Genomic DNA, 21,724 nt, shown 5'->3' with positions numbered 1-21,724 from the left:
AATGGCAGGCCTCGGTCTGGCCGTACTCATGGCTGGTTGTGCCTCGACCGGGCAGGAAGCCGCGGCACCCGCCGCGACCAGCGCCTCGGCCGCGGCCGCCGGCAACACCGCCGAGATCTGCGCCTCCGGCGGCAAGGCCGCCCGGGACGTCGTCGTCAACCTGTTCGGCGAGCTGGCGAAGGTGACCGAGGAACCGGACCCGGAGGCGGCGCTCACCAAGATCTACAAGGAGACGTTCGGCGGGCTCGGCGACCAGATGCGCACGGAGGCCGGCCGGGCCACCGACCCGGCGTTCGCGACCGTGCTGACCGGCATCGCCGACGAGGCCGACAAGGTCGCGGCCAACCCGGAGGACGCGGACACGACCGGGTTCGAGACCGCCCTGGGCAAGCTGGACCAGTACTGCCCGCAGCCGGGCCAGTCCTCCGGAGCGGCCACGGAGCCCACCGTCGACGGGGTGGTCGGCGCCGCCGGCAGCGGCTGCGAGCTCCCGGTCACGTTCGAGGTCGCCGAGAAGTGGAAGCCGAAGGCGGTCGAGATCGCCGAGGACGACCCGCTCGCCGAGCTGGCCTCCAAGGGCACGCTGCGGCTGATCTGCGAGATCGACGCGAAACCGGCCGGGCACCTGGGCTTCCTGCGGGTGTGGACCGGGCCGGCCAAGGGCGGCGACCTGCGCGCGGCGCTCAAGCCGTTCCTCACCGAGGCGAAGACCCGCAAGGTCACCTACACGCCGGCCAAAGGCGTCGACGGCCTCGACGTCAGCTTCGAGCAGTACCAGAAACTGACCGAGGAGTGGCTCCCCCACCGGGCGTTCGCGGTCCTCGACGGCGAGTCGGTGGTCGCGCTGGACCTGGGCGGCATCGACGCCTCGGAGCACGAGGCGATGCTTCCCGCGTACGAGCTCGCCATGCGGACACTGGCCGTCAAGTAGGCCGCACACCGGAGGCGGGGCAGCCTCCGGATGGCATGTCCCGTTGACGACACGCCGATCGTCCCCCACACCGCCCGGCCTAGCGTATTGACACGCACTGTTGTCAAGGTTTGCCGGAAAACGGGGGGCCCGCACGAAGAACCTGGTGACCGCCGGCCTGGAATACGACAACCTGTACGTCGCGGTCGACGGGTCCGGGGTCTGGGGCTACTACTGGAGCAACGGCGAGGGCGCCTGGCGCAACAGCGGCGCGCGGGTGCTGCTCTCCGGTCGTACCGGCGGATGGCGCCTGACCAAGACGGTCATCGGCGCCGGCAATCACGGCGGTTTCAACTCCAACGGCGCCAGCGTGTTCTACAGCATCGACACGGACGGCGGGCTGCGCTGGCACGGCTACGTCGGCATCCCGGGGTCGGGCGGCTACTGGCATCCGAACAGCGGGCTGCGCATCGGCCAGGGCTGGCAGAACTTCGCGTACGTCACCGCCTTCGAGGGCATCTTCTGGGCCGTGGAACAGGACGGCACCCTGCGGTGGTACCGCTACGACACCCCGGTCAACGGATCCTCGGTCGACTGGGACTCGAACTCGGGAGCGATCATCGGCTCCGGATGGCGTGGGGGGACGCTCGGCTTCCAGACCGTCCTGAGCGGTGGCCTGGGCATCCTCTACGCGGTGGACCGCAACGGCGCCCTGCGCTGGAACCGGCACTACGGCTACGGCAACGGCACGATCAGCTGGGACGACGACTCCGGCGGCGGCGTCATCATCGGCTCCGGCTGGATGTGACGCCGGGACCGTCGTGCCGGGTCGCTGCGGATCACTGACGGAGGGTTTCCGACGGCCAGTGGCCGTACCGGTTGCGGTAGGTCTCGGCGAACCGTCCGGCGTGGCCGAATCCCCAGCGCTTCGCGATGTCCGCCACCGTCCGGCCGGCCCGGTCGGCGGCCAGCAACTCCTGGTGGACCCGCACCAGCGGTTCCTGCGGGAGGGACAGATGGCGTACCGCGCCGCGGTCGTGCGCCAGCCGAGCGGGGCCTGAGCCGCTCCGTCCCAGCGCCCCGGGAAACCCCAGGTCACGGCCGTGCCGACGGCACCGGCGGCGTCGTCTACAACGCCAACGGCAATGCCCCTGTCGACATCGCCAACTGCTGGTACAGCCTCACCTCGTGGTCGTACGCGGACTACAAAATCCCCTCGCCCTGCATGGACAACGGCTGTACCACGGGCAACACGAAGGCCGCGTGGTGGCTGAACCGCGGCGAGACGTCCGCCAGCTACTACTACTTCTACGACGTCGACGCCTTCCGCGTCCGACCGGGCTGCGTCCTGGACATGAACACCGGCTTCGGCACCACGCGCTGGGATCGCCGCGGCCTCGGTCCGCTGTGGGTCAGGATCGGCGACAGCGCCCGCTACACCGTCACCTACCACCAGTGCTTCTGAGGCGCCGGCCGACTATCGCCCCGGCCGTCCTGCGTCGCGCCCAGCGTCGCCTGCAGACGGTACAGGCGACGCTGGGCGCGACGGTACAGCAGGAAGTCGCCCAGATTCGCTACGCACACGATCGCGACGACCAGGACCACGAGCGATGCCACCCCGCTGCGGTCGAGCACGTCCGCGGAGGCCGACGCGACGAGCACTGCCGTCACGGCGGCCTGAAGGCGCTGCCGGATCGCCTCATCGACCTCGGCCCGCGTCAGCGGCCGGTTGAGGATGGCAAGCGTCCCTGCCGCGGCTACGATCACCGCGACCACGCCGCCGACGATCCCGAGTGCTATCCGAGTGCCTTTGCGCATGCCCACGCCTTTCGTCGTCGTGGGCACGACCGTACGAATCCCGGCGGCATGCGGGGAACGAAGCACATCCGAGAGGTCGAAACGGGGGGCTCAGTGGTCGCCACAGCGTCGTGAGGTGCGGCGAACCGGCGCTACCGCCGAGCATAGGGTGGTGTCCGGAGAGCGAGAGGGGAACGTGGTTGGCGAGCATGGTGACGGTGTGCCGGGACTGCTGCTGCGGCAGCCTGCGCAAGCACCCGTCGGTGGACCACGACGGCCAGCTTCGGGCGCTGCGTGACGCGCTGGAACCGGAGCATCGGGTACGCACGAGCCTCTGCCTGGACGCATGCACGCAGTCCAATGTGATCGTGGTGCAGCCCGATCCGCTCGCGCGGCGCGACGGCGCCCGGCCGGTGTGGTTCGGCCTGGTGCTCGACGATCAGGTGCTCGGTGACCTGGTCACCTGGGTGCGCGCCGGCGGCCCCGGGGTGACGCCGATCCCGGCGGTCCTGGAGTTATCGGTGATCAGCCCGCCGGAGAAGTGACCATGTGGGGACGGCCGGCGACTACGGGTGGTCCACCGCCACGCTTCATCGACGGCGTCGGTGACCCGGACGTGTGACGTCAGGGGCGACTCGCGACGCCGTCGAGCCACAGCCGGTCCGACTCGTCACGGTGCGAACCCGACGTGCCGACGTGCTTGTCGCTGATCCTGTCGCCGTTCTTGATCACGTGGACCAGGGCCATGGCGTGCCCCCGGCCGAGACCGTAGTCCTCCTTCAGCCACTCGACGATCTGCCCCGCCTTGGTCGACGGCTCATCGAGGCCGCGCTCGCGCGCCAGCGCCATGAACTGGCGAGGGGTCAGTCCGGTCTTGGCCTCGATGTTGTCGAGGTACGCCTGGAAGCTCATGGCTCCTGCCTTCCGCTGCGGGTCTGTTCGCTGACAGATCATCAGACCGAGCCGGAGCACGAAAGTCATCGGCGGCCCGGAAAGAAATCACGGGGTGAAAGCCGGGTGAGCCGGGCCATCCTGATGAGGGGGCGAGGCGCACGCGGAGGACCGACGAATGGTGATCGACCTGGACCAGCCGGCCGAGGATCGGCCCGCAGCCGAGCACGCGCGGTGGCGCCGCCGGCGACGGCTGATCGCCGCGACGGCCCTGCTCGCGGTGGGAGGCGCCGCCGGCGCAGGAGGCGCGCTGCAGTGGCAATCCCACCGCACCGAGCGCGACGCCCGATCGGCCGTCGCCGTCGTGGCCGTGCCCGGACGGTTCGGCTGGACAGGCCAGTCCACCACCTCCTACACGCCGGAGGGCGAGCCGCGAACCGTGCTGCACATGACCGGCCGGCTCAGCATCGTCAACGCCGGCCCGCAACGCGTCCGGCTTCGTCAACTGGTCCTCGAGCAGCCGGGAACGACGCTGTACAGCAGCGACATCGAGCGCTGGATAGAGCCGCTCGAAGCGTCCGCCGTCGAGGTGGCGGCGGACGTGCAGTGCCAGGTCATCACCCCCCGCGACGCGAAGCTCTCGCTGACCGTGCAGACGACAGATGCAAGGGTACGAACATCGCCGGTCGCGTGGGACAGCCGACCCTGGAACGGCGAGAGACAGAGCGCGTGCGAGCGTGCGTAAGTGGTGCAGGCGGCTTCACGACGGTCAGCGAGCAGCCGTGACGGTGGTGGACTCGCGCACCACCAGTTCCGGCGCGAACACGATGTCCTGTGCCTGTGAGCCGGGATTGTTCATCTCGTCGAGGACGAGGCGGACGGCGGCTCTGCCGATCTCGGCGGCGGGCTGGTGCACGCTGGTCAGCTCGACGGCGCAGGCCGCGCTGGCCAGGTCGGTGTCGTCGAAGCCGACCACCGCGAGGTCCTCGGGGATGCGCATCCCCCGGTGGGTGACGGTCTGCACGAGGCCGGTGGCGATCAGGTCGTTCGCGCAGAAGACGGCGCTGGGCCGGTCGCCGGGCGCCAGCGCGGTGAGCCGCTCCCCCGCGGCGAGACCGTCGGCGAAGCCGTCGCTCGCCGTGCCGATCCAGGTGAGCCGGGCGCCGGCCGCGCCGGCGGCGTGCACGGCGCCGATGTACCGCTCGTCGTGCCGCCAGCCGGCGTACGCGAGATGCCGGTGGCCGTTGTCGAGCAGGTGCCGGGCGGCGAGTTCGCCACCGAGGACGTCGTCGCTGCGCACCGCGCTCCGGCGGCGCGTCGGCACCTCGCGGGCGAGGACCACGACCGGGGTGCCGCGCTCCTCGATGACGGCGAGCAGCGGGTCGTCGACGTCGTTCGGCGTGATGATCAGACCGTCGAGCCGGCGTTCGGCGAGCCGGTGCAGCAGCCGGCTCTCCCGTTCCTGCATGCCGATGCCCGTGTTGAACAGCGCCACGTCGGCGCCCGCTTCGGTGGCGGTCTGCTCGGCGCCGGCCGCCACCTCGGCGAAGAACGGGTTGCCGAAGTCGAGGACGACCAGCCCGATGGTGCGGCTGCGGCCGACACGCAGCGCCCGGGCCGCCCCGTTGGGCACGTAGCCGACAGCCTCCATGGCCCGCTGCACGCGCTCGCGGGTCTCCGCATTGACCAGGTGGGGGCGGTTCAGCGTGTTGCTGACCGTCCCGTCGGAGACCCCGGCCACACGTGCCACGTCCCGGATTGTCGCGCGGGCCACTTATCGTCCTCTTTCCACGAGCGAAATGCACGAAGCGTACTCAGAACCGTTCCCGCGGTGGCAACGGCTGCAGCGGATCCTCCTCGGGCGCCGGGTGCGGCACCGCGAACCGGTGCTGCCCGGAGCCGACGGTCACCGGCGCCGAGCCGGGAAGGTCGACCGTGGCGTCGCAGCCGGGTGGCACCGTCACGTCGACGACGAGCGCGCCGCCGTCGCGCCGCCAGGCGACCGCGGCCCGGCCGTACGGTGTCAGGTGCGACGCCGACGCCGAGGACAGGCCGCCGCCGGGGCGGGGCCGGACCAGCAGCGACCGGTACCCGGGGGCGGCCGGGGCGAGACCGGCGACGACCCGGTGCATCCAGTCCGCGACCGCGCCGAGGGCGTAGTGGTTGAACGACGTCATGTTGCCGGGGTTGATCGTGCCGTCCGGCAGCATGCTGTCCCAGCGCTCCCAGATCGTGGTGGCGCCCATGGTGACCGGGTAGAGCCAGGACGGGCACTCGCGCGAGAGCAGCAACCGGTAGGCCTCCTCGAGGTGACCGGTGTCGGTCAGCGCGTCGAGGACCAGGGGCGTGCCGGCGAATCCGGTGCCGATCCGGAAGTCCGCCTCCCGCACCAGCTGGGCGAGCCGGTCACCGGCGTGAGCGTTCAAAGACGAGGGCAGAAGACCGAATCGGATCGCCAGCGCATAGGCGGTCTGGGTGTCCGAGACGCACCGGCCCGACGCGGTGACGAACTCGCGCCGGAAGCCCGCCGTCACCCGGTCCGACAGATCGGCGTAGAGCACCGCGTCGTCGTCCTTGCCCACGAGCGCCGCCTGCCGGGACAGCAGGCGCGCCGAGTAGGCCAGGTACGCCGTCGCGACCAGGTAGGGGTCGGTGCGGGCCTGCGCCGGGGCGTCGGACGGCGCGGCCGGGTCCAGCCAGTCGCCGAGTTGCAGGCCCCGGTCGATCACGTCGTGGTCGTTGAGCAGCCGGCGGCAGCCTTCGACCCAGCGCCGGGCGGTCTCGTACCCGGCGCCGACCGGTCCGCTGTCGCCGGAGCGTTCCAGCAGCACCAGCGGCACGATCGTGGTGACGTCGCCCCACACGGCGCAGTGGAACTGCGGGAACGACGTCGGGATGTGCGGCACGTAGAGCGGGACGAGCCCGTCGTCGGGGGTCTCGGCGGCGACGTCGGCGAGCCAGTCGCCGATGGTGCCGGTGACGTCGTAGAGGAACGCAGCGGTCGGCGCGAAGACCTGCAGGTCGCCGGTCCAGCCGAGCCGCTCGTCGCGCTGGGGGCAGTCGGTCGGCACCGAGACGAAGTTGTCGCGCATGCTCCACCGCACGTTGTCGTGCAGTCGCTGCAGCAGCGGGTCCGAGCACGCGAACTGCCCGGTCTCGACCATGTCGTCGTGGGTGACGACGGCGACCACGGCGCCCGGGTCGAGTTCGCCCGGCCAGCCGGTGATCTCGGCGTACCGGAACCCGTGGTAGGTGAACCGCGGCTCCCAGGTCTCCGGTTCGCCGTTTCCGGCCAGCACATAGACGTCGTGGGCCTGCGCCGTGCGGATCGGGCGCAGGCAGAGCCGGCCGTTCTCGAGGACCTCGGCGTGCCGGATGCCGATCCGGGTGCCGGCCGGGCCGGTGACGGTGACCCGCAGCCGCCCGGCGACGTTCTGTCCGAAGTCGATCAGGTGGGTGCCGGCGTCGACGCGCTCGGCGGAGACCGGCGGCAGCTCTTCGACGCGGCGCACCGGTGGTCCCGCCGGGGCGATCAGCTCACCCCGAGGACCTTCCTTCTTGCGTACGGGTGAGCCCGCGCCCGGCAGGATGCGGGCGTCGTGGTGTTCCCCGTCGTAGATGGACGAGCTCAGGATCGGCCCGTGGGTCCAGGTCCAGCTCTCGTCGGTGACGATCCGCTCGGCTGTGCCGTCCGCGTACTCGATCTCGAGCTGGGCGAGCAGGGCGGTGTCCCGGCCGTAGCGCTCGCCGGCCCGGGTCCAGCCGTACTCACCACGCCACCAGCCGTCGGCCAGCCAGCCGGTGATGGTGTTCTCCCCGGCCCGGAGCAGGTCGGTGACGTCGTACGTCTGGTAGTGCAGCCGGTGGTGGTAGCTGGTCCAGCCGGGCGCCAGGACGTCGTCACCGGCGCGGGCGCCGTTGAGCTCCAGCTCGTAGACGCCGCACGCCGTCGCGTACACCCGCGCCGCGCGCACTTGTCCCCGTACCGAAAAATCGCGGCGCAGCAGGACCGGCCGCCGGTCCCCCTCGCTGATGTCGGCGGAGCCGACGAAGACGGCATCCCAATCGCCCGGCGTCAGCAGACCGGCTTCGACATCGGTCGTCTCGCTCCAGGCGGTCGGCTGCTCGTCGCCGGAGGGCCAGACGCGGACCCGGACGGCGACCCGTTCCCGGGAGGTCAGCGCCGGTCCGGGCCAGGCGACCAGCACGCTCTCGCCGGATTCGATGATCTCGCTGGTCCAGCGGCCGACCGCCTCGATCTGGTACGCCCGCTGCCGCCAGCCGGGAACGGGCGTCTCGATCCGCCAGGACAGGCGCGGAGTGCGCTCGCCGATGCCCAGGGGGCGTTGGTGATGCTCGACGCGGGGGGCGTGGACCGTCGTGGCTGCGGAATGTGGAGCGGACAAAGCTCTAGCCCTTCACCGCGCCGGCCGCCAGGCCGCGCATGACTCGCTGGTTGAGGAAGACGTAGATGGCCAGGATCAGCAGCACGTTGATGCAGATCGCGGCGAAGGTGGGGCCGTACTCGACCACGCCGAACTGGCCGGTGAAGTTGAGCAGGCCGACCTGCACGGTGCGCTGCGCGTCGTCGGTCGTGAAGGTCAGCGCGATGAGCAGGTCGTTCCAGAGGAAGAAGAACTGTACGAGGGCGATCGTCAGCACCGAGTTGCGCATCATCGGGAAACCGATCGACCAGAACGACCGGATGACGCTGGCGCCGTCCATGGCCGCCGCCTCGAAGACGGTCTTGGGGATGGCCCGGAAGTAGGTGGCCATCATGAAGACGGTGAGCGGCAGGCCGGTCGCCGTGTAGGTGATGATCAGCGGCCAGAGCGTGCCGGTCAGGTGCAGGTTGAAATAGATGGTGAACAGCGGCAGCAGGATCATCTGGCCGGGGATCATGATGCCGGCCAGGAAGAGCATGAGCGTGGTCTGGCGGCCCTTCCAGACCAGCACCTCGAGCGCGAACCCGGCCGCGGTGCCGAGCACGATGATCAGCGCGAGGCTCGGCAGCACGGTGAGCAGCGAGTTCTGCAGGTAGGTCGCCACCGACGACCAGGCCTGCGTGTAGTTGCCGAAGTTGGTGAAGCTCTCCGGCAGGGAGGTGGTCGGGTTGTTCAGGAACTCGTCCTGCGTCTTGAAGGACCCGAGAAAGAGCCAGATCAGAGGGTACGTCACGACGATGAGGAGCAGGGCGACGCAGAGGTAGCCGGGGATCTTCTTGAGCGTCTTCATTACTCCACACCTGCCAGGTCGCGACGGGTGCCGCGGAAGATGAAGATGGTGACCATCAGGCACAGCACGGTCAGGGTGAGGGCGATGGTCGAGCCGTACCCGTAGTCGCCGTAGGCGAACGAGGTCTGGTACATGTACAACGTCAGCGGCGTGGTGGCGCTGCCGGGCCCGCCGCCGGTCAGGGCGTAGATCGAGTCGAATGCCTTGAGCGTGCCGTTGATGCTGAACACCAGCGAGCCGACCAGGACCGGCAGCGACAGCGGCAGCACGATGCTGCGGATCTGGCGCCAGGTGCCGGCGCCGTCCATCGACGCGGCCTCCATCATCTCGTCCGGGATGTCGAGCAGGCCGGCGTAGAGCAGCACCGCGTAGAAGCCCATCGAGCGCCAGATGTCCATGAGCGCGACGACGAGGAACGCGTTGCCGGGCGTGGAGAACCAGTCGACGCCGGTGCCGCCGAGCGCCTCGATCGCCGCGTTGACCGGGCCGGTCTGCGGCGCGAACTCGAAGAACTTCTGGAACAGCAGCGCGACGGCGACGGTGGGCAGCACGACCGGGAAGAACACCAGGGTGCGCACGATCGAACCGGCCCGGCGCAGGAAGTACACGTAGAGCAGGGCCAGCCCGTAGCCGACGAGCACCTGACCGACGGTGATCACCACGGCGTACTTCACGGTGAACCACAGCGCCGCGGGCAGCGCCGGGTCGTCGAACAGCTTGCTGAAGTTGGCCGTCCCGGCCCAGGTGAAGCCGGAGATGACGCTGCCGGTGAAGAACGTGTAGCCGAGAGACCACAGCATCGGCACCAGCATGATCAGCGAGTAGACCAGCAGGGCCGGTCCCAGGAGGAGGGCGACCGACTTACGGTCGCCGAGCACGCTGTGCATGTCTTTCGTTGCCTCTCTTGGTGAGCGCCGGCGGCGAGACGCCCCCGCCAGACCGCCGGCGCTCTCTCCTGAAGGGTCAGCCCAGGTTGGCGGTGACCGTCTGCATGAACTTCTCGCCGGTCAGCTGGCCGCTGCCGAGCAGGCCGCCGTTGCCCTGGCTCACCGTGGTGGCCTTCGCCGAGAAGTACGCCTCGAACCACAGGACGCTGGTCTGCACGTTGCCGATCTCGGTCTGGATCTCCTTGGTCAGCGCCGGCACCTCGACGCCGGCGTCGGTGGCGAAGCCGGTGATCTGGCTGGAGTCGCGCAGCGCCACCGTGCCGTAGTTGTCGACGATGCACTTCACCCACGCCTGGGTGTTGGCGTCGCCCTCGTAGCCCTTCTTCGAGATGGCGACCGCGGTGCCGACGTTGGCCGGCATCTGGTCGGCGGTGCCCGTGCCGCCGGTGACGGTCGGGAACTTCAGGAAGCCGACGTTGTCGACGCCGATCTTGTTCTTGCTCTCGTCGTTGAAGTCCGACAGCGCCCAGGAGCCCATGTAGATGAAGGCGGCCTTGCCGGTCAGGAAGGTGTTGAGCGCGGTCGCGTAGTCGATCGAGGTGGGCGACTTGCCGAAGTAGCCTGCCTTGCCCAGCGCGGCGATCGCGTCGGCGGCGGCGACGTACTGCGGGTCGGTGAGCTTGGCCGATCCGTCGGCGACCTTCTTGAGCGCGTCGGGGCCCTGCTGGCGCAGGATGTAGTTGCCGACCCAGCGGGTCACGCCCCAGCCGTCGCCGCCCTTGCCGGCGTTGGAGATCGGCTGGACGCCGGCGGCCTGCAGCTTCGCGAACGCGGCGACCAGGTCGTCCCAGGTGGCGGGCGGGGTGGTGATGCCGTTGTCGGCGAGCAGCTTCTTGTTGTACCAGATGCCCTCGATGTTCAGCTCGGTCGGCAGCACCAGTTGGTCGCCGTCGTACAGGCTCTTGATGGTGGACGACGCGGCCGGCAGGACGCCGTCCGAGACGCTCGCGGCGTCCAGGACCGAGCCGTTGTCGGCGAGCTGGCTGGTCAGCGACGGCGCGTTGGCGGCGGTGAACAGCTGCGGCAGGGCGCCCTGGCCGGCGAGCAGCTGGAGCTGCTGGTCGAGGCTGGCCTGCGCCTGGTTCTTGATCTCCAGGGGCTGCGCCGTGTTCTGGGTGGCGCACTCCTTCTGGCTCAGCGTGGTGAGGGTCTTGGCGATGGTGGTGTTCTCGTTGATCGCGAGGAACGAGAAGTTCTTCGCGCTGCCACCGCTGCTGCTGTCGTCGCTGCCGCCGCAGGCCGCGGCCGACAGGACGAGGGCGACGGCGCCGGCCGCCGCCATCAGGTTCTTGGCCTTGAAGTGGGGTGCCACAGGTCCTCCTAGAACGACCGCGGTGAGGTCTCGTTTTGAAGCGTCTAAAGCGTCAAGGCCCGGGTGCCGAACATCAAGAAGGTCACACGAACATTTCTCGGTGACCTCCTCGAAACAAGCACTTTACCTGCGGCAACGTTCGATGTAACGATTCAATAACCCGGAACCGGCACCCCGGGAGGCCGTCGGTCCCCGGCGGCGGACACCCGGCTCACGACACCACTGGCCGGCTCGGTTTGAAGCGTCTCGCGTACCCTCACCGGCATGGCCAGGATCGAGGATGTCGCGGCGCGCGCGGGGGTGTCGGTCGGCACCGTGAGCAACGTGCTCAACCGCCCGCAGGCCGTCGCGCCGAAGACCCGCGCCCGGGTCGAGGCCGCCATCGCCGAGCTCGGCTACCTGCCCAACGAGTCGGCGCGCGCCCTGGTCTCCGGCCGCAGCCGCACGGTGGGCCTGGTCGTCCCGGACGTGACCAACCCGTTCTTCGCCGACCTGGCCCGCGGCGCCGAGGAGGTCGCCGACAAGCACGACGTCGTCGTGGAGCTCTACAACAGTGCGGACTCCCTCGAACGCGAGCTGCGCTACCTGGGCCGGCTCGAGACCCAGCGGGTTCAGGGAATCCTGGTCACCCCGGTGGACCGGGGCGGGCGAGCCGTCGAGGAGCTGATCAGCCGCGGCACGCCGGTGGTCCTGCTCGACCGCGGCCGGCCGTCCCGCAGCGTCTGCTCGGTGTCGGTGGACCACCTGGCCGGCGGCCGGCTGGCCGGCGCCCACCTGGCCGAACTCGGTCACCGCCGGATCGCCTTCGTGGGCGGCCCGCTCTCCGCGCCGCAGGTCGCCGACCGCCTCGACGGCGCGCGGCGGGCCGCGGCCGCCGCGGGCGCCACCGTCGAGGCGGTCGAGACCCCGGCGCTGACCGTCGCCGCCGGCCGGCAGGCGGCCGGCGCCCTGGTCGCGCGCGGCGCCGGGGACCGGCCGAGCGCCGTGTTCTGCGCGAACGACCTGCTCGCGCTCGGCGTCCTGCAGACCGTGACGCGCGACGGGCTGCGGGTTCCCGAGGACCTGGCGATCGTCGGCTACGACGACATCGAGTTCGCGGCGGCGGCCGCCGTGCCGCTCACCTCGGTCCGGCAGCCGCGCGAGCAGCTCGGCCGGGTGGCCGCTGAGCTGCTGTTCGAGGAGATCAACGACGCCGGCCGGCACGGCCACCGGCAGGTCGCCTTCCAGCCCGAGTTGGTCGTCCGCCGGTCCTGATCCGCGCGACTCCCCTCTTCCCGCGACGCGGGTCGGCGTGCAAGCATGGCGCCACCGGTACCGCGTTCACACCCCGGAAATGTGCGCACGGAGATTTCGACGCTTCAATTGAAACGTTTAATCCATGCTTCCGAAGGGCAAAAATGAGTAAATCAGCCCGTAGGCGACGCCACTCCGTATCGATTGCCGCCGCCCTGCTGACCACCCTGCCTCTCGCCGTCGCCGCCCCGGCCACCGCACACCCGGCCACGGCCTCTCATCCCTCCGCCTGCCCGTGGATGGACACCCGCAAGTCCGCCGACCAGCGGGCCACTCTCCTGCTCAAGGCCAGCACCCTCGACCAGAAACTGCGCTGGCTCGTCGAACACGCCGCCAACAACCCGGCCCAGACCGTGTTCAGCGGCGTCACCTACCCCGCGCAGGTGCCCTGCACCCCGACGGTCACGTACACCGACGGCCCCGACGGGGTACGCGGCACCGGCGGCGTGACGGCCTTCCCCGCACCGATCAGCCAGGCCGCGACCTGGAGCGTGCGCCTGTCCGAGCAGAAGGGACGGGCGCTCGCCGACGAGGCCTTCGGCAAGCAGAAGAACGTCGTCCTCGGCCCCGGCATCGCCAGCGGCCGGACCCCCCTCTCCGGCCGCACCCCCGAATACCTCGGCGAGGACTCGCTGCTCAGCGGCGAGCTCGCGGCCGCCGGCATCCGCGGCATCCAGGCCGACGGCCGCAGCGGCGCGGTCCTCAAGCACTACGTCGCCAACGAGCAGGAGACCGACCGCTCGACCAGCTCGTCCAACATCGACGAGCGCACGCTGCGCCAGGTCTACAACCTGCCGTTCGAGATCGCACTGGACCGAAGCGACCCGGCCGGCGTGATGTGCTCCTACAACCAGATCAACAGCGTGTACGCCTGCGAGAACCCGATCCTCGACGACGTGCTCAAGGACGACCTCGGCTACGACGGCTACGTCGTGTCCGACTTCTACGCGGTGCACTCCACCGCACCCTCGCTCGCGGCCGGCCTGGACCAGGAGCTGAACCGGCCGATCCACTACACGCCCGAGAAGATCCACCAGGCGCTCTCCGCCGGCACGATCACGACCAGGCAGATCGACGAGGCCGCGTACCGGGTGGTCCGCGCCTACCTCGCCGCCGGCCTCTTCGACCACGCGCTGCCGGCGACCGCGGCGGCCGACGTCTCCACGGCCGCCCACCGGGCGACCGCCCGGGCGATAGCCGAGCAGGGGTCGGTGCTGCTCAAGAACGACCGGGACATCCTGCCGCTGAAGACCGGCCGGAAGACGACGATCGCGGTCATCGGCGCCACCGCGTCGAACACCCCGGACTCCTCCGGGATCAGCGCGGCCGACGCCTGCAGCATGCGGTTCCGTGACACCCCCGCGATGACGTGCACCCCGGTCGCGCCCCTCGAATCGATCACCGCACGCGCCGCCCGTACCCAAAGCTCGGTGGTCTTCGACAACGGCGACGACGTCGCCGCCGCGGCAGCGACAGCGGCCGAGGCGGACGTCGCGGTGGTCTTCGGCTGGTACGGCATGGGCGAGTTCGCCGACCCGGCGAGCCTGTCCCTCGCCGACGGCGGCGACGCGCTGATCAGCGCGGTCGCCAAGGCCAACAGGAACACCGTGGTGGTGCTCGAGACCGGCAGCGCCGTCACCATGCCGTGGATCGACGAGGTCCGCGGCGTCATCGAGGCGTGGTACCCGGGCGAGCAACAGGGCCCGGCGCTCGCCCGGCTGCTCTGGGGCGACACCAACTTCACCGGCAAGCTGCCCATGAGCTTCCCGAAGTCGATCGCCGACACCCCGACGAACACGCCGGCGCAGTACCCGGGCGTAAAGGCGGAGGGCCAGACGATCCGGCAGGTGGACTACAGCGAAGGACTCGCGGTCGGCTACAAATGGTACGACCAGCAGGGCATCGACCCGCTCTTCCCGTTCGGGTACGGACTGTCCTACACCGACTACCGGTACGACCGGCTCACCGTGTCGAAGCAGGGACGCGACCTCGCCGTCAGCTTCCGGGTCCGCAACGTCGGCGACCGGGCCGGCACCGAGACCAGCCAGGTCTACCTCACCCTGCCGTCGTCGACCGGTGAGCCCGGCAAGCGGCTGGTCGGTTTCCGCCAGGCGGCCCTGAAGCCCGGCGCCTCGCAGACGATCACCCTGAAGATCCGCGAGAAGTCGGCGGACCACCCGCTGTCGTACTGGGACGTCCGCAAGGATCGGTGGCGGACCGCCGCCGGCACGTACACGGTGTCGGTCGGATCGTCGTCGCGATCCCTGCCCCAGTCCGACACGATCCGCCTGAACTAGACGCCGGGCCGCGGCCCGCTTCCTCGGAGGCGGGCCGCTCCCCCGTCCCAGCGCAGCGAGGAACCGCAGGTCAAGGCCGGTACGACGTCCCATCGTCCCAGATCCTTCCACCGGCGTTGCGGCGCCGCGCGGACCGTCGTGAGGCTGAGCGCCAGATCGGTGGCCCACGACAGGAAGGATCCGTCCCGATGATCAGACATGCCCTGCGCAGGAGGGTGCTCGGCCTCGCCGCCGCATTCGCCACGGTGCTCGCCCTCCTCACCGTGCCGGCGGCACCGGCGTCGGCCGGCGAGTGCTACCAGCCGTATTGCGGCGGCGTCGTCTACAACGCCAACGGCAACGCCCCTGTCGACATCGCCAACTGCTGGTTCAACGACCTCTCGTGGTCGTACGCGGACTACAACCTCCCCAAGCCCTGCATGGAGAACGGCTGGACCACGGGCAACAAGAACGCCGCGTGGTGGCTGAACCGCGGCGAGACGTCCGCCAACTACTACTACTTCTACGACGTCGACGCCTTCCGCGTCCGCCCGGGGTGCATCCTGGACATGAACACCGGCTTCGGCACCACGCGCTGGGACCGCCGAGGCCTCGGTCCGCTGTGGGTCAGGATCGGCAGCAGCGCCCGCTACACCGTCACGTACCACCAGTGCTTCTGAGCGCCGGGTGCATCCGTATCCGGCCTCCGCGGCGGCGGTGGCCGGATACGGACGGCCGTCAGGGTTTGAGGACGATCTTCTCGCAGTCGTCCTGCTTGTTCTTGAACATCTCGAAGCCGCGTTCCGCCTCGTCGAGCGGCATGGTGTGGGTGATGATCCGCGTCGGGTCGAGCTCGCCGCGTTCGATGCGCTGCAGCAGCGGCTTCATGTAGCGCTGGACGTGGCATTGGCCGGTGCGCAGGGTCAGCGACCGGTTCATCCAGGCGCCGGCCGGGAACTTGTCGAGGAACCCGCCGTAGACGCCGATGACCGAGACCACGCCGCCGCTGCGGCAGGACAGGATCGCCTGGCGCAGCGCGTGCGGGCGTTCGGTCTCCGAGCGGACGGCCTGCTTGACCCGGTCGTACGCGGCGATGTGCGCGCTGCCGTGGGTCGCCTCCATGCCGACCGCGTCGATGCACTTGTCCGGGCCGCGTCCACCGGTGAGCTCGAGCAGCCGCGAGCGCACGTCCACCTCGTCGAAGTTGACCGGGATGTGGCCGGCTTGCTCCGCCATCCGCAGCCGGTACGGCTCCTTGTCGATGGCGATGACCTTCGCGGCGCCGAGCACCCGGGCGCTGTCCATGGCGAACTGGCCGACCGGGCCGGCGCCCCACACCGCCACCACGTCGCTGGGCTGGATGTCGCACATCTCGGCGCCCATGTAGCCGGTGGGCAGGATGTCGGACAGGAACAGCACCTGCTCGTCGGTCAGATCGGACTCGATCTTCAGCGGGCCGACGTCCGCGAACGGCACCCGCGCGTACTGGGCCTGACCGCCGGCGAAGCCGCCGGTCAGATGCGAATAGCCGAAGATCCCGGCGACCGGGTGACCGAACATCTTCTCCGCGATGCCGGCGTTGGGGTTGGAGTTCTCGCAGCAGGAGTACAGCTCGGCGGCGCAGGCGGCGCACGCGCCGCACGCGATCGGGAACGGCACGACCACCCGGTCACCGACCCGCAGCCGGTCCGCGGCCACTCCGGAGCCGACCTCGACGACCTCGCCCATGAACTCATGGCCCATCACGTCGCCGTCCTGCATCGTCGGCACGTAACCGTCGACCAGGTGCAGGTCCGAGCCGCAGATCGCGGTGGAGGTGATGCGTACGATGGCGTCGCGCTTGTTGAGGATCTTCGGGTCCGGCACGTCGCGGACCTGGACCTTGTTGCGGCCCGCCCAGGTGTTCGCCCTCATGCGTCCGCTCCCTTCGCGAGCTCGGCGTCCGACAGCGGTTGTGCCGGGCGCTGCGGGAACTCCTTGCGGGCCCGTTTGCCCCACGGGGCGCCGTCGGAGCGGACCACCTCGCCGGTCTCCAGCACCTGCTTGAGCCGGCGCAGGTCGTCGTCGAGCTGCTGGTGCGGTTCCTCGCCGAAGTACTTGGCGACGGCCTTGCCGATGGCGCCACCGGGAATCTCGTAGACCAGCACGACGTGGACCTCGGTGCTGACGCCGTCCGGGGCGGGGACGAACCGGACCGTACCGGCGTTGGGCACGTCGGCGTCACCGGTCGAGCGCCACGCGATCTTCTCGCCGGGGTCCTCGTCGACGATCTCCGCGTCCCACTCGACGTTCTTGCCGAACGGGGCGGTGGCGGTCCAGTGGCTGGTCCGGGCGCCGGTGGTGCGGACCTGTTCGAGATGCGCCATGAACGCCGGCAGGTTCTCCAGGGCGCGCCAGAAGGCGTACACCTCGGTCGCGGGTTTACGGATGGTCGTCGTGGCCGTCAACTCCATGGATCCTCCTTTGCGTGCACCGATTTCCTTCGCTCGGGTGGCCTGGACGGCGGTCATCAGGTCCAGCACGGTGATCCCGGCGACCGCACCGGTCACGGCGAGCAGCCGCCGCCGGCGGTCTCCGCCGCGGTGGGCGAGGGCCATGCCGAGCGCGGTCAGGTCCATCGCGTCGCCCAGCACCCGGGTCCACGCCCAGGCGCCCTTGCGCCGGCTCGTCAGCAGCCCGGCCGCGTGGATCAGCTCCCGCGCCCCGACCAGCGGCACCACCGCCCGCGACATCGCGGAGTCGTCCACCCCGCTCATCCGCCGCACGCGGTCCGGCGCCGCCAGTTGCGCCACCCCCAATCCGAGGCTCATCCAGCCGAGCCCTCGGCCCCGCCGCTGCACCGCCTGCTGCCTGTCGTCCGTGGTTTCTCGGTCTGCCAGTTGCGTCACGGGTGACCTCCGTGGTCGACCGCGCCCCCGTGCACCGTGACCGGGAGCGCGCTGTCTCGGATTCCGGGCTTCCCGCGACGAAATCGCCTAAACCGTCTCGGTCATCCGTGGCCCCGACGTGCCTCGCGGCATTGCCGGCGAGGGGAGGCATGTATGCGTACCGATGGGGAAAGCGCCGGCACCGCAACGCGTCCCGATGCCGGCGAGGAGCTGCGATGACGCATAACGATCAGAACCGTACGGAGATCGTGGTCGGGCTGGTGGCCACCCCACCGGACTACCCGGCACGGGTGACGGCGCGGCTGGCCGCCGAGCTCGCCCGCCTGCTCGCCGAGCGAGTGGACGCCGGCGTGCGATGGACGGTCCGGGAAGGCTGGGGCGAGGTGGCGCCGCGCCGTGACGGCGGCGCGGAGGCGCTGCTCGACGACCTGGCCCGGCGGCGCACCGGCGACCGGTGGGACGTCGCGATCTGCCTGACCGATCTGCCGTTGCACGCCGACCGGACGCCACTGATCGCTCAGTCCTCCACCCGGCGCCGAGCCGCGATCGTCTCCCTGCCCGCACTGGGCCTGAGCCAGCTGCAGATCGTCCGCGCGGTCGTCCCGGATCTCGTGGGCGCGCTGCTCGCCGACGCTCCCGGCACACCGGCGGACCTGGCGAGCCGGGTGACCGTCATCAAGCGGTCGATCGGCGCGGACGAGGCCGGCGACGTGCGGTACGTCGCCTCCCGGTGGACCGGGCGGGCGCGGTTGCTGACCGGAATGGTCAGGGCGAACCGACCGGGACGCGCGTTGCTGGGCCTGTCCAAACTCCTGGTCGGCGCGTTCGGCACGGCCGCGATCGCGCTCACCACCAGCACGATCTGGCAGATGGGAGACGCACTCGGCGGCATCCGCCTCACCGTCGTCATGATGCTGGCGCTGACCGGGCTGGTGGCCTGGCTGATCGTCGCCCACGACCTGTGGGAGAGACCCGGCCGTGACACCCCGGCCGAGCTGGCCCGGATGTTCAACGCCGGCACGATCCTCACCCTCGCCCTGGCCACCACGGTGTCCTATGTCGTGCTGTTCCTCGGCACCCTGCTCGCCGCGGCCCTGTTGATCGACACCTCCGTGCTGGCGCAGACTCTGCAACGGCAAGCCCACGCCACCGACTATCTGACCCTCGCCTGGATCATCAGTTCCCTGGCCACCGTCGGCGGAGCGATCGGCTCCGGGCTGGAGGACGAGGAGACGGTCCGGACCGCCGCCTACGGACACCATCCGGACCCCTCGGACCGGGCCAGCGAAGGCCGGTGACCCGGCGTCCGTTCAGCTCTCCGGCCATGTCAGGCACCCGCCCCCGCCATCGCCGGGTGTAGGACGACCTTGGTCCAGCCGTCGTCGCGCTTGTCGAAACGCTCGTAGGCCTCCGGCGCGCGGTCGAGGGGCAGCTCGTGGCTGACGATGAAGGACGGCTCGGCCTTGCCGCCGGCGATCAGGTCGCGCAGCCGGCGGTTGTACTTCTTGACCGGAGCCTGGCCGGTGCCGAGATGCTGGCCCTTGAACCAGAACATGCCGTAGTCGAAGGCGAGCCGGCCCTGCTTGGCCAGCTCGTCGGCGGCGCCGGGATCCTCGGGCACGAAGACGCCGACATTGCCGATCCGGCCGGTGAAGCGCACCGAGGCGACCAGCCGGTTCATCGTCAGGTTGGCCTGCTCCTGCCCGTCGGGCTCGTGCGCCTGGTAGCCGACACACTCACAGCCGTTGTCCGCGCCCAGTCCCATCGTCTGCTCGAGAACGGCCTGCACCGGGTCGACCTTCGAGTCGTCGATGACGATCGCGCCGATCGACTCGGCCAGCCGCAGCCGGTCCGGGTGCCGGTCGACGACCATCACCTTGCTCGCGCCCCGGATGGTCGCGGAGAGGGCCGCCATCAGACCGACCGGGCCCGCGCCGTAGATGACCGTCTGGTCGCCGGGTTGTACACCCGCCATCTCGGTGGCGTGGTAGCCGGTCGGGAAGATGTCGGCGAGCATCACGTAGTCGGTCTGGCGCTGTTCGGCGTCCTCGCCCAGCCGCAGGCAGTTGAAGTCACCCCAGGGCACCCGCAACAGCTCCGCCTGTCCGCCGCCGTACGGGCCCATGTCGGCGAAACCGTACGCGGCGCCCGCCATCTTCGGCTCGGGCTGGGCGGTCAGACAGTAGTTCGTCAGCTGGCGCTCGCAGTTCTTGCAATGCCCGCACGCGATGTTGAACGGCAGCACCACCCAGTCGCCCACCCGCACCTTGTCGACCCCGGCGCCGACCTCGACCACCTGACCCAGATTCTCGTGCCCGAACCAGCGGCCGGGCTCGAAATCGGTCCGGCCCTCGTACATGTGCGGGTCCGAGCCGCAGATGTTCGCCGACGTGACCCGCACCAGCACATCGGTCGGCCGCTCGATCCGCGCATCAGGCACGTCCTTGACGCTGACCTGCCGCGGCCCCTCGTACACCACTGCCCTCACCACTACCTCCTCGTCGTGGACACCGCCCCCGGTCCGGGAATCGGGCCGGGGTCTCCACTCCATACACTCGACGGAGCACCCCGAGCCGGTACGCGGTTTCGAACCGATCCGGCCCCGCGTGCCGGATCCGCCACGGGCTCTGACGGCCGCGCAGGCAACGCCCCGAGGCTCCGTCAGGAGGAACGATGCGGCTCATCACCTTCCTGCGTCATCCCTGGACGGCGATGCTGGCGCGGTGGGGCCGGATCCCCGGCCTTCGCACCGCCAAGGTCACCCTCGCCGCCGTGCTGGCCTACGTCGCCGCGGACCTGCTGAACACCACGGAGGCGCCGATCCTCGCGCCGCTGACCGCGATCCTGGTGGTTCAGGTCACCGTCTATCAGACGATCACCGAGAGCCTGCAGCGCGTCCTCAGTGTGCTGGCCGGTGTCCTGGTCGCGGTCGCGTTCGCCGCCATCGTGGGGTTGAGCTGGTGGAGCCTGGGCGCCGTGGTGGCGGTGAGCCTCGTACTCGGGCAGTTCCTCCGCCTGGGGCCGCATACCCTGGAGGTGCCGATCAGCGCGATGCTCGTCCTCGCGGTCGGCGCCGCCGCGGCGTCGCAGGCGGCGGAGGGCCGGGTGTACGAGACCCTCATCGGTGCGGCGGTCGGCATCGCGGTGAACTTCACGATCGCGCCGCCGGTCCACGTGGTGCCGGCCGGTGTGGCCGTCGCCGGTCTGGCCACCCGGCTGGCCGGATTCCTGCGCGCGCTGGCAGCGGAACTGCGCACCGGCTGGTCGCGTCACGTCGCGCAGAACCGGCTCACGGCGGCGCGGGACCTGAGCGCCGCGGTGCTGGCGGCCGACCGTTCGATGGTCCGCGCCGAGCAGAGCGCCGTGCTCAACCCGCGCGGCGGTGAGGTGCGGGTGGCGCAGCCGCGGCTGCGCACGGCCCTCACCGCCATCGAGTACTGCACCATCGTGGTTCGTACGCTGTGCCGGGAGATCTTCGACCGGACGTTCTACCTGCCGCCGGAGATGGAGGGTGAGGTCTACTCGCCGGACGCCCGCCCGGCCCTCGCCGACGTGCTCGATGCCGCCGCCGCGGCCATGGACGAGGTCGCCGCGGTCGCGGCGGGCACTGAGCCGATCGAGGCGGCCCGGGCCCGCGTGGCGGAGCAGCTGGACGAGCTGCAGCGCCGGCGCGACATGCTGGGCCGGCTGCTGCTGGTCGACCCGCACGCCGACGCCGCGGCCTGGCAGCAGCACGGTGCGCTGCTCACCGCGGTGGACCGGCTGCGGGTCGAGATCGAGGCGGCGGTACGTCCCGCCGCCGAGCCGTGGCGCCCGCCGTCACTCGCCGACGGCCCGCGGCGGGCGGCGCGACGCATGGCGGACGCTGCCGACGAGGCCTTGCCGGTGGTCACGGACCGGTCCCGGCGGGCGATGCGGCGGGTGATGGACGTCGCTGCGGAGGCCGCCACGGAGGCGGCGGCGAACCTGGCCGGCCCCGATCCGTACGCGGCACGCGGCCACGCGCCGGATGCCGGCACGGGCCGGCCGGATGAGCAGGCGGCCGCCGACGCCGCGGCGGCCGCCGTCCGGGCCGCCGCCGAGTCGGTCGCCGAGCCGGAGCGGAAGGAGCCGGAAAGGGAGCCTCCGCCGCGACCCGGTGCCGCCGAGCCGGACGCCGGCCGGGACTGACCCCG

At 70.7% G+C, this 21,724-nt stretch carries 22 protein-coding genes; 10 read left to right on the top strand and 12 right to left on the bottom strand.

All coding sequences use genetic code 11. The annotated features are described in order from the left end of the window. Nucleotide 1 precedes the first annotated feature (1 nt). Both AB0G10_RS16830 and AB0G10_RS16825 read left to right on the top strand, forming a co-directional pair. On the top strand, nucleotides 2–931 hold the full coding sequence (locus tag AB0G10_RS16830; RefSeq protein WP_360921651.1) for a lipoprotein: 930 nt from the start codon (nucleotides 2–4) through the stop codon (nucleotides 929–931). Between the two features lie 145 nt (nucleotides 932–1,076). Beyond that, nucleotides 1,077–1,718: a tachylectin-related carbohydrate-binding protein gene (locus AB0G10_RS16825; RefSeq protein WP_360921648.1), complete on the top strand. Its 642-nt coding sequence runs from the start codon at nucleotides 1,077–1,079 to the stop codon at nucleotides 1,716–1,718. A gap of 31 nt (nucleotides 1,719–1,749) precedes the next feature. On the opposite strand, the gene AB0G10_RS16820 is transcribed toward AB0G10_RS16825, so the two are convergent. After that, nucleotides 1,750–1,902, bottom strand: coding sequence for a helix-turn-helix domain-containing protein (locus AB0G10_RS16820; protein WP_360921645.1), 153 nt, complete (start codon nucleotides 1,900–1,902; stop codon nucleotides 1,750–1,752). A 233-nt stretch (nucleotides 1,903–2,135) separates the two neighbouring features. Between AB0G10_RS16820 and AB0G10_RS16815 the strand changes: the two genes are divergently transcribed. Then, a complete protein-coding gene (locus tag AB0G10_RS16815; protein WP_360921642.1) occupies nucleotides 2,136–2,375 on the top strand; it encodes a hypothetical protein in 240 nt (79 codons plus the stop codon). Here the strand turns inward: AB0G10_RS16815 and AB0G10_RS16810 are convergent. Continuing rightward, entirely contained in the window at nucleotides 2,357–2,755 is a 399-nt protein-coding gene (locus AB0G10_RS16810) for a hypothetical protein (protein WP_360921640.1), read from the bottom strand. The two genes, AB0G10_RS16815 and AB0G10_RS16810, sit on opposite strands and share 19 nt — an antisense overlap. Nucleotides 2,756–2,919: 164 nt before the next feature. Between AB0G10_RS16810 and AB0G10_RS16805 the strand changes: the two genes are divergently transcribed. Next, nucleotides 2,920–3,252 carry a hypothetical protein gene (locus tag AB0G10_RS16805; protein ID WP_360923040.1) on the top strand — a complete coding sequence of 111 codons (333 nt, stop codon included), beginning with the start codon at nucleotides 2,920–2,922 and terminating at the stop codon, nucleotides 3,250–3,252. A gap of 79 nt (nucleotides 3,253–3,331) precedes the next feature. Here the strand turns inward: AB0G10_RS16805 and AB0G10_RS16800 are convergent, their stop codons facing one another. Next, a complete protein-coding gene (locus AB0G10_RS16800; RefSeq protein ID WP_360921637.1) occupies nucleotides 3,332–3,619 on the bottom strand; it encodes a DUF4287 domain-containing protein in 288 nt (95 codons plus the stop codon). A gap of 157 nt (nucleotides 3,620–3,776) precedes the next feature. On the opposite strand from AB0G10_RS16800, the gene AB0G10_RS16795 reads away from it, so the two are divergent. Beyond that, nucleotides 3,777–4,343: a hypothetical protein gene (locus AB0G10_RS16795; RefSeq protein WP_360921634.1), complete on the top strand. Its 567-nt coding sequence runs from the start codon at nucleotides 3,777–3,779 to the stop codon at nucleotides 4,341–4,343. Between the two features lie 24 nt (nucleotides 4,344–4,367). Here AB0G10_RS16795 and AB0G10_RS16790 read toward each other — a convergent pair whose 3' ends face one another. The 5 genes from AB0G10_RS16790 to AB0G10_RS16770 all read right to left on the bottom strand — a co-directional run bounded on the left by AB0G10_RS16790 (nucleotide 4,368) and on the right by AB0G10_RS16770 (nucleotide 11,092). Beyond that, entirely contained in the window at nucleotides 4,368–5,348 is a 981-nt protein-coding gene (locus AB0G10_RS16790) for a LacI family DNA-binding transcriptional regulator (RefSeq protein ID WP_360921631.1), read from the bottom strand. A gap of 64 nt (nucleotides 5,349–5,412) precedes the next feature. Beyond that, entirely contained in the window at nucleotides 5,413–8,004 is a 2,592-nt protein-coding gene (locus AB0G10_RS16785; RefSeq protein ID WP_360921628.1) for a glycoside hydrolase family 78 protein, read from the bottom strand. A 4-nt stretch (nucleotides 8,005–8,008) separates the two neighbouring features. Next, nucleotides 8,009–8,833 carry a carbohydrate ABC transporter permease gene (locus AB0G10_RS16780; RefSeq protein ID WP_360921625.1) on the bottom strand — a complete coding sequence of 275 codons (825 nt, stop codon included), beginning with the start codon at nucleotides 8,831–8,833 and terminating at the stop codon, nucleotides 8,009–8,011. Then, entirely contained in the window at nucleotides 8,833–9,720 is an 888-nt protein-coding gene (locus tag AB0G10_RS16775) for a sugar ABC transporter permease (protein WP_360921622.1), read from the bottom strand. Before AB0G10_RS16775 ends, AB0G10_RS16780 begins: the two co-directional genes overlap by 1 nt. Nucleotides 9,721–9,796: 76 nt before the next feature. Then, nucleotides 9,797–11,092: an extracellular solute-binding protein gene (locus AB0G10_RS16770; protein WP_360921619.1), complete on the bottom strand. Its 1,296-nt coding sequence runs from the start codon at nucleotides 11,090–11,092 to the stop codon at nucleotides 9,797–9,799. Nucleotides 11,093–11,356: 264 nt separating this feature from the next. On the opposite strand from AB0G10_RS16770, the gene AB0G10_RS16765 reads away from it, so the two are divergent. Further along, nucleotides 11,357–12,346 (top strand): LacI family DNA-binding transcriptional regulator, encoded by a 990-nt coding sequence (locus AB0G10_RS16765; protein ID WP_360921616.1) that lies wholly within the window; start codon nucleotides 11,357–11,359, stop codon nucleotides 12,344–12,346. Between the two features lie 143 nt (nucleotides 12,347–12,489). Continuing rightward, on the top strand, nucleotides 12,490–14,682 hold the full coding sequence (locus AB0G10_RS16760; RefSeq protein WP_360921613.1) for a glycoside hydrolase family 3 C-terminal domain-containing protein: 2,193 nt from the start codon (nucleotides 12,490–12,492) through the stop codon (nucleotides 14,680–14,682). Here AB0G10_RS16760 and AB0G10_RS16755 read toward each other — a convergent pair. Further along, nucleotides 14,679–14,882 (bottom strand): hypothetical protein, encoded by a 204-nt coding sequence (locus tag AB0G10_RS16755; RefSeq protein WP_360921610.1) that lies wholly within the window; start codon nucleotides 14,880–14,882, stop codon nucleotides 14,679–14,681. The two genes, AB0G10_RS16760 and AB0G10_RS16755, sit on opposite strands and share 4 nt — an antisense overlap. Here AB0G10_RS16755 and AB0G10_RS16750 point away from each other — a divergent pair. Beyond that, nucleotides 14,871–15,341 carry a hypothetical protein gene (locus tag AB0G10_RS16750; RefSeq protein WP_360921607.1) on the top strand — a complete coding sequence of 157 codons (471 nt, stop codon included), beginning with the start codon at nucleotides 14,871–14,873 and terminating at the stop codon, nucleotides 15,339–15,341. The genes AB0G10_RS16755 and AB0G10_RS16750 overlap by 12 nt on opposite strands. 58 nt (nucleotides 15,342–15,399) lie before the next feature. Here AB0G10_RS16750 and AB0G10_RS16745 read toward each other — a convergent pair whose 3' ends face one another. Both AB0G10_RS16745 and AB0G10_RS16740 read right to left on the bottom strand, forming a co-directional pair. After that, nucleotides 15,400–16,575, bottom strand: coding sequence for a zinc-dependent alcohol dehydrogenase (locus AB0G10_RS16745; protein ID WP_360921604.1), 1,176 nt, complete (start codon nucleotides 16,573–16,575; stop codon nucleotides 15,400–15,402). Continuing rightward, nucleotides 16,572–17,549, bottom strand: a complete 978-nt coding sequence (locus tag AB0G10_RS16740) for an SRPBCC family protein (protein WP_360921601.1) — start codon at nucleotides 17,547–17,549, stop codon at nucleotides 16,572–16,574. The genes AB0G10_RS16745 and AB0G10_RS16740 overlap by 4 nt, the downstream gene beginning before the upstream one ends. A 215-nt stretch (nucleotides 17,550–17,764) precedes the next feature. Here AB0G10_RS16740 and AB0G10_RS16735 point away from each other — a divergent pair, with 215 nt between their 5' ends. Next, nucleotides 17,765–18,847 carry a hypothetical protein gene (locus AB0G10_RS16735; RefSeq protein WP_360921598.1) on the top strand — a complete coding sequence of 361 codons (1,083 nt, stop codon included), beginning with the start codon at nucleotides 17,765–17,767 and terminating at the stop codon, nucleotides 18,845–18,847. A 29-nt stretch (nucleotides 18,848–18,876) separates the two neighbouring features. On the opposite strand, the gene AB0G10_RS16730 is transcribed toward AB0G10_RS16735, so the two are convergent. After that, a complete protein-coding gene (locus AB0G10_RS16730; protein ID WP_360921595.1) occupies nucleotides 18,877–20,037 on the bottom strand; it encodes a glutathione-independent formaldehyde dehydrogenase in 1,161 nt (386 codons plus the stop codon). A 185-nt stretch (nucleotides 20,038–20,222) separates the two neighbouring features. On the opposite strand from AB0G10_RS16730, the gene AB0G10_RS16725 reads away from it, so the two are divergent. Next, nucleotides 20,223–21,719 (top strand): aromatic acid exporter family protein, encoded by a 1,497-nt coding sequence (locus AB0G10_RS16725; protein WP_360921592.1) that lies wholly within the window; start codon nucleotides 20,223–20,225, stop codon nucleotides 21,717–21,719. Nucleotides 21,720–21,724: the final 5 nt, after the last annotated feature.

Origin of the sequence: Actinoplanes sp. NPDC023714, assembly GCF_040639855.1 — a bacterium.
Taxonomy (GTDB): Bacteria; Actinomycetota; Actinomycetes; order Mycobacteriales; family Micromonosporaceae; genus Actinoplanes.
This window is presented reverse-complemented; position numbering and strand designations above follow the sequence as displayed.

Bases quoted from the DNA above. Each gene is read 5' to 3' on its own strand.
- AB0G10_RS16780 (WP_360921625.1), bottom strand. From the start codon at position 8,833: ATGAAGACGCTCAAGAAGATCCCCGGCTACCTCTGCGTCGCCCTGCTC.
- AB0G10_RS16725 (WP_360921592.1), top strand. From the start codon at position 20,223: ATGCGGCTCATCACCTTCCTGCGTCATCCCTGGACGGCGATGCTGGCG.
- AB0G10_RS16800 (WP_360921637.1), bottom strand. From the start codon at position 3,619: ATGAGCTTCCAGGCGTACCTCGACAACATCGAGGCCAAGACCGGACTG.
- AB0G10_RS16735 (WP_360921598.1), top strand. From the start codon at position 17,765: ATGACGCATAACGATCAGAACCGTACGGAGATCGTGGTCGGGCTGGTG.
- AB0G10_RS16830 (WP_360921651.1), top strand. From the start codon at position 2: ATGGCAGGCCTCGGTCTGGCCGTACTCATGGCTGGTTGTGCCTCGACC.
- AB0G10_RS16815 (WP_360921642.1), top strand. From the start codon at position 2,136: ATGGACAACGGCTGTACCACGGGCAACACGAAGGCCGCGTGGTGGCTG.
- AB0G10_RS16755 (WP_360921610.1), bottom strand. From the start codon at position 14,882: ATGTCTGATCATCGGGACGGATCCTTCCTGTCGTGGGCCACCGATCTG.
- AB0G10_RS16745 (WP_360921604.1), bottom strand. From the start codon at position 16,575: ATGAGGGCGAACACCTGGGCGGGCCGCAACAAGGTCCAGGTCCGCGAC.
- AB0G10_RS16750 (WP_360921607.1), top strand. From the start codon at position 14,871: ATGATCAGACATGCCCTGCGCAGGAGGGTGCTCGGCCTCGCCGCCGCA.
- AB0G10_RS16795 (WP_360921634.1), top strand. From the start codon at position 3,777: ATGGTGATCGACCTGGACCAGCCGGCCGAGGATCGGCCCGCAGCCGAG.
- AB0G10_RS16775 (WP_360921622.1), bottom strand. From the start codon at position 9,720: ATGCACAGCGTGCTCGGCGACCGTAAGTCGGTCGCCCTCCTCCTGGGA.
- AB0G10_RS16765 (WP_360921616.1), top strand. From the start codon at position 11,357: ATGGCCAGGATCGAGGATGTCGCGGCGCGCGCGGGGGTGTCGGTCGGC.
- AB0G10_RS16760 (WP_360921613.1), top strand. From the start codon at position 12,490: ATGAGTAAATCAGCCCGTAGGCGACGCCACTCCGTATCGATTGCCGCC.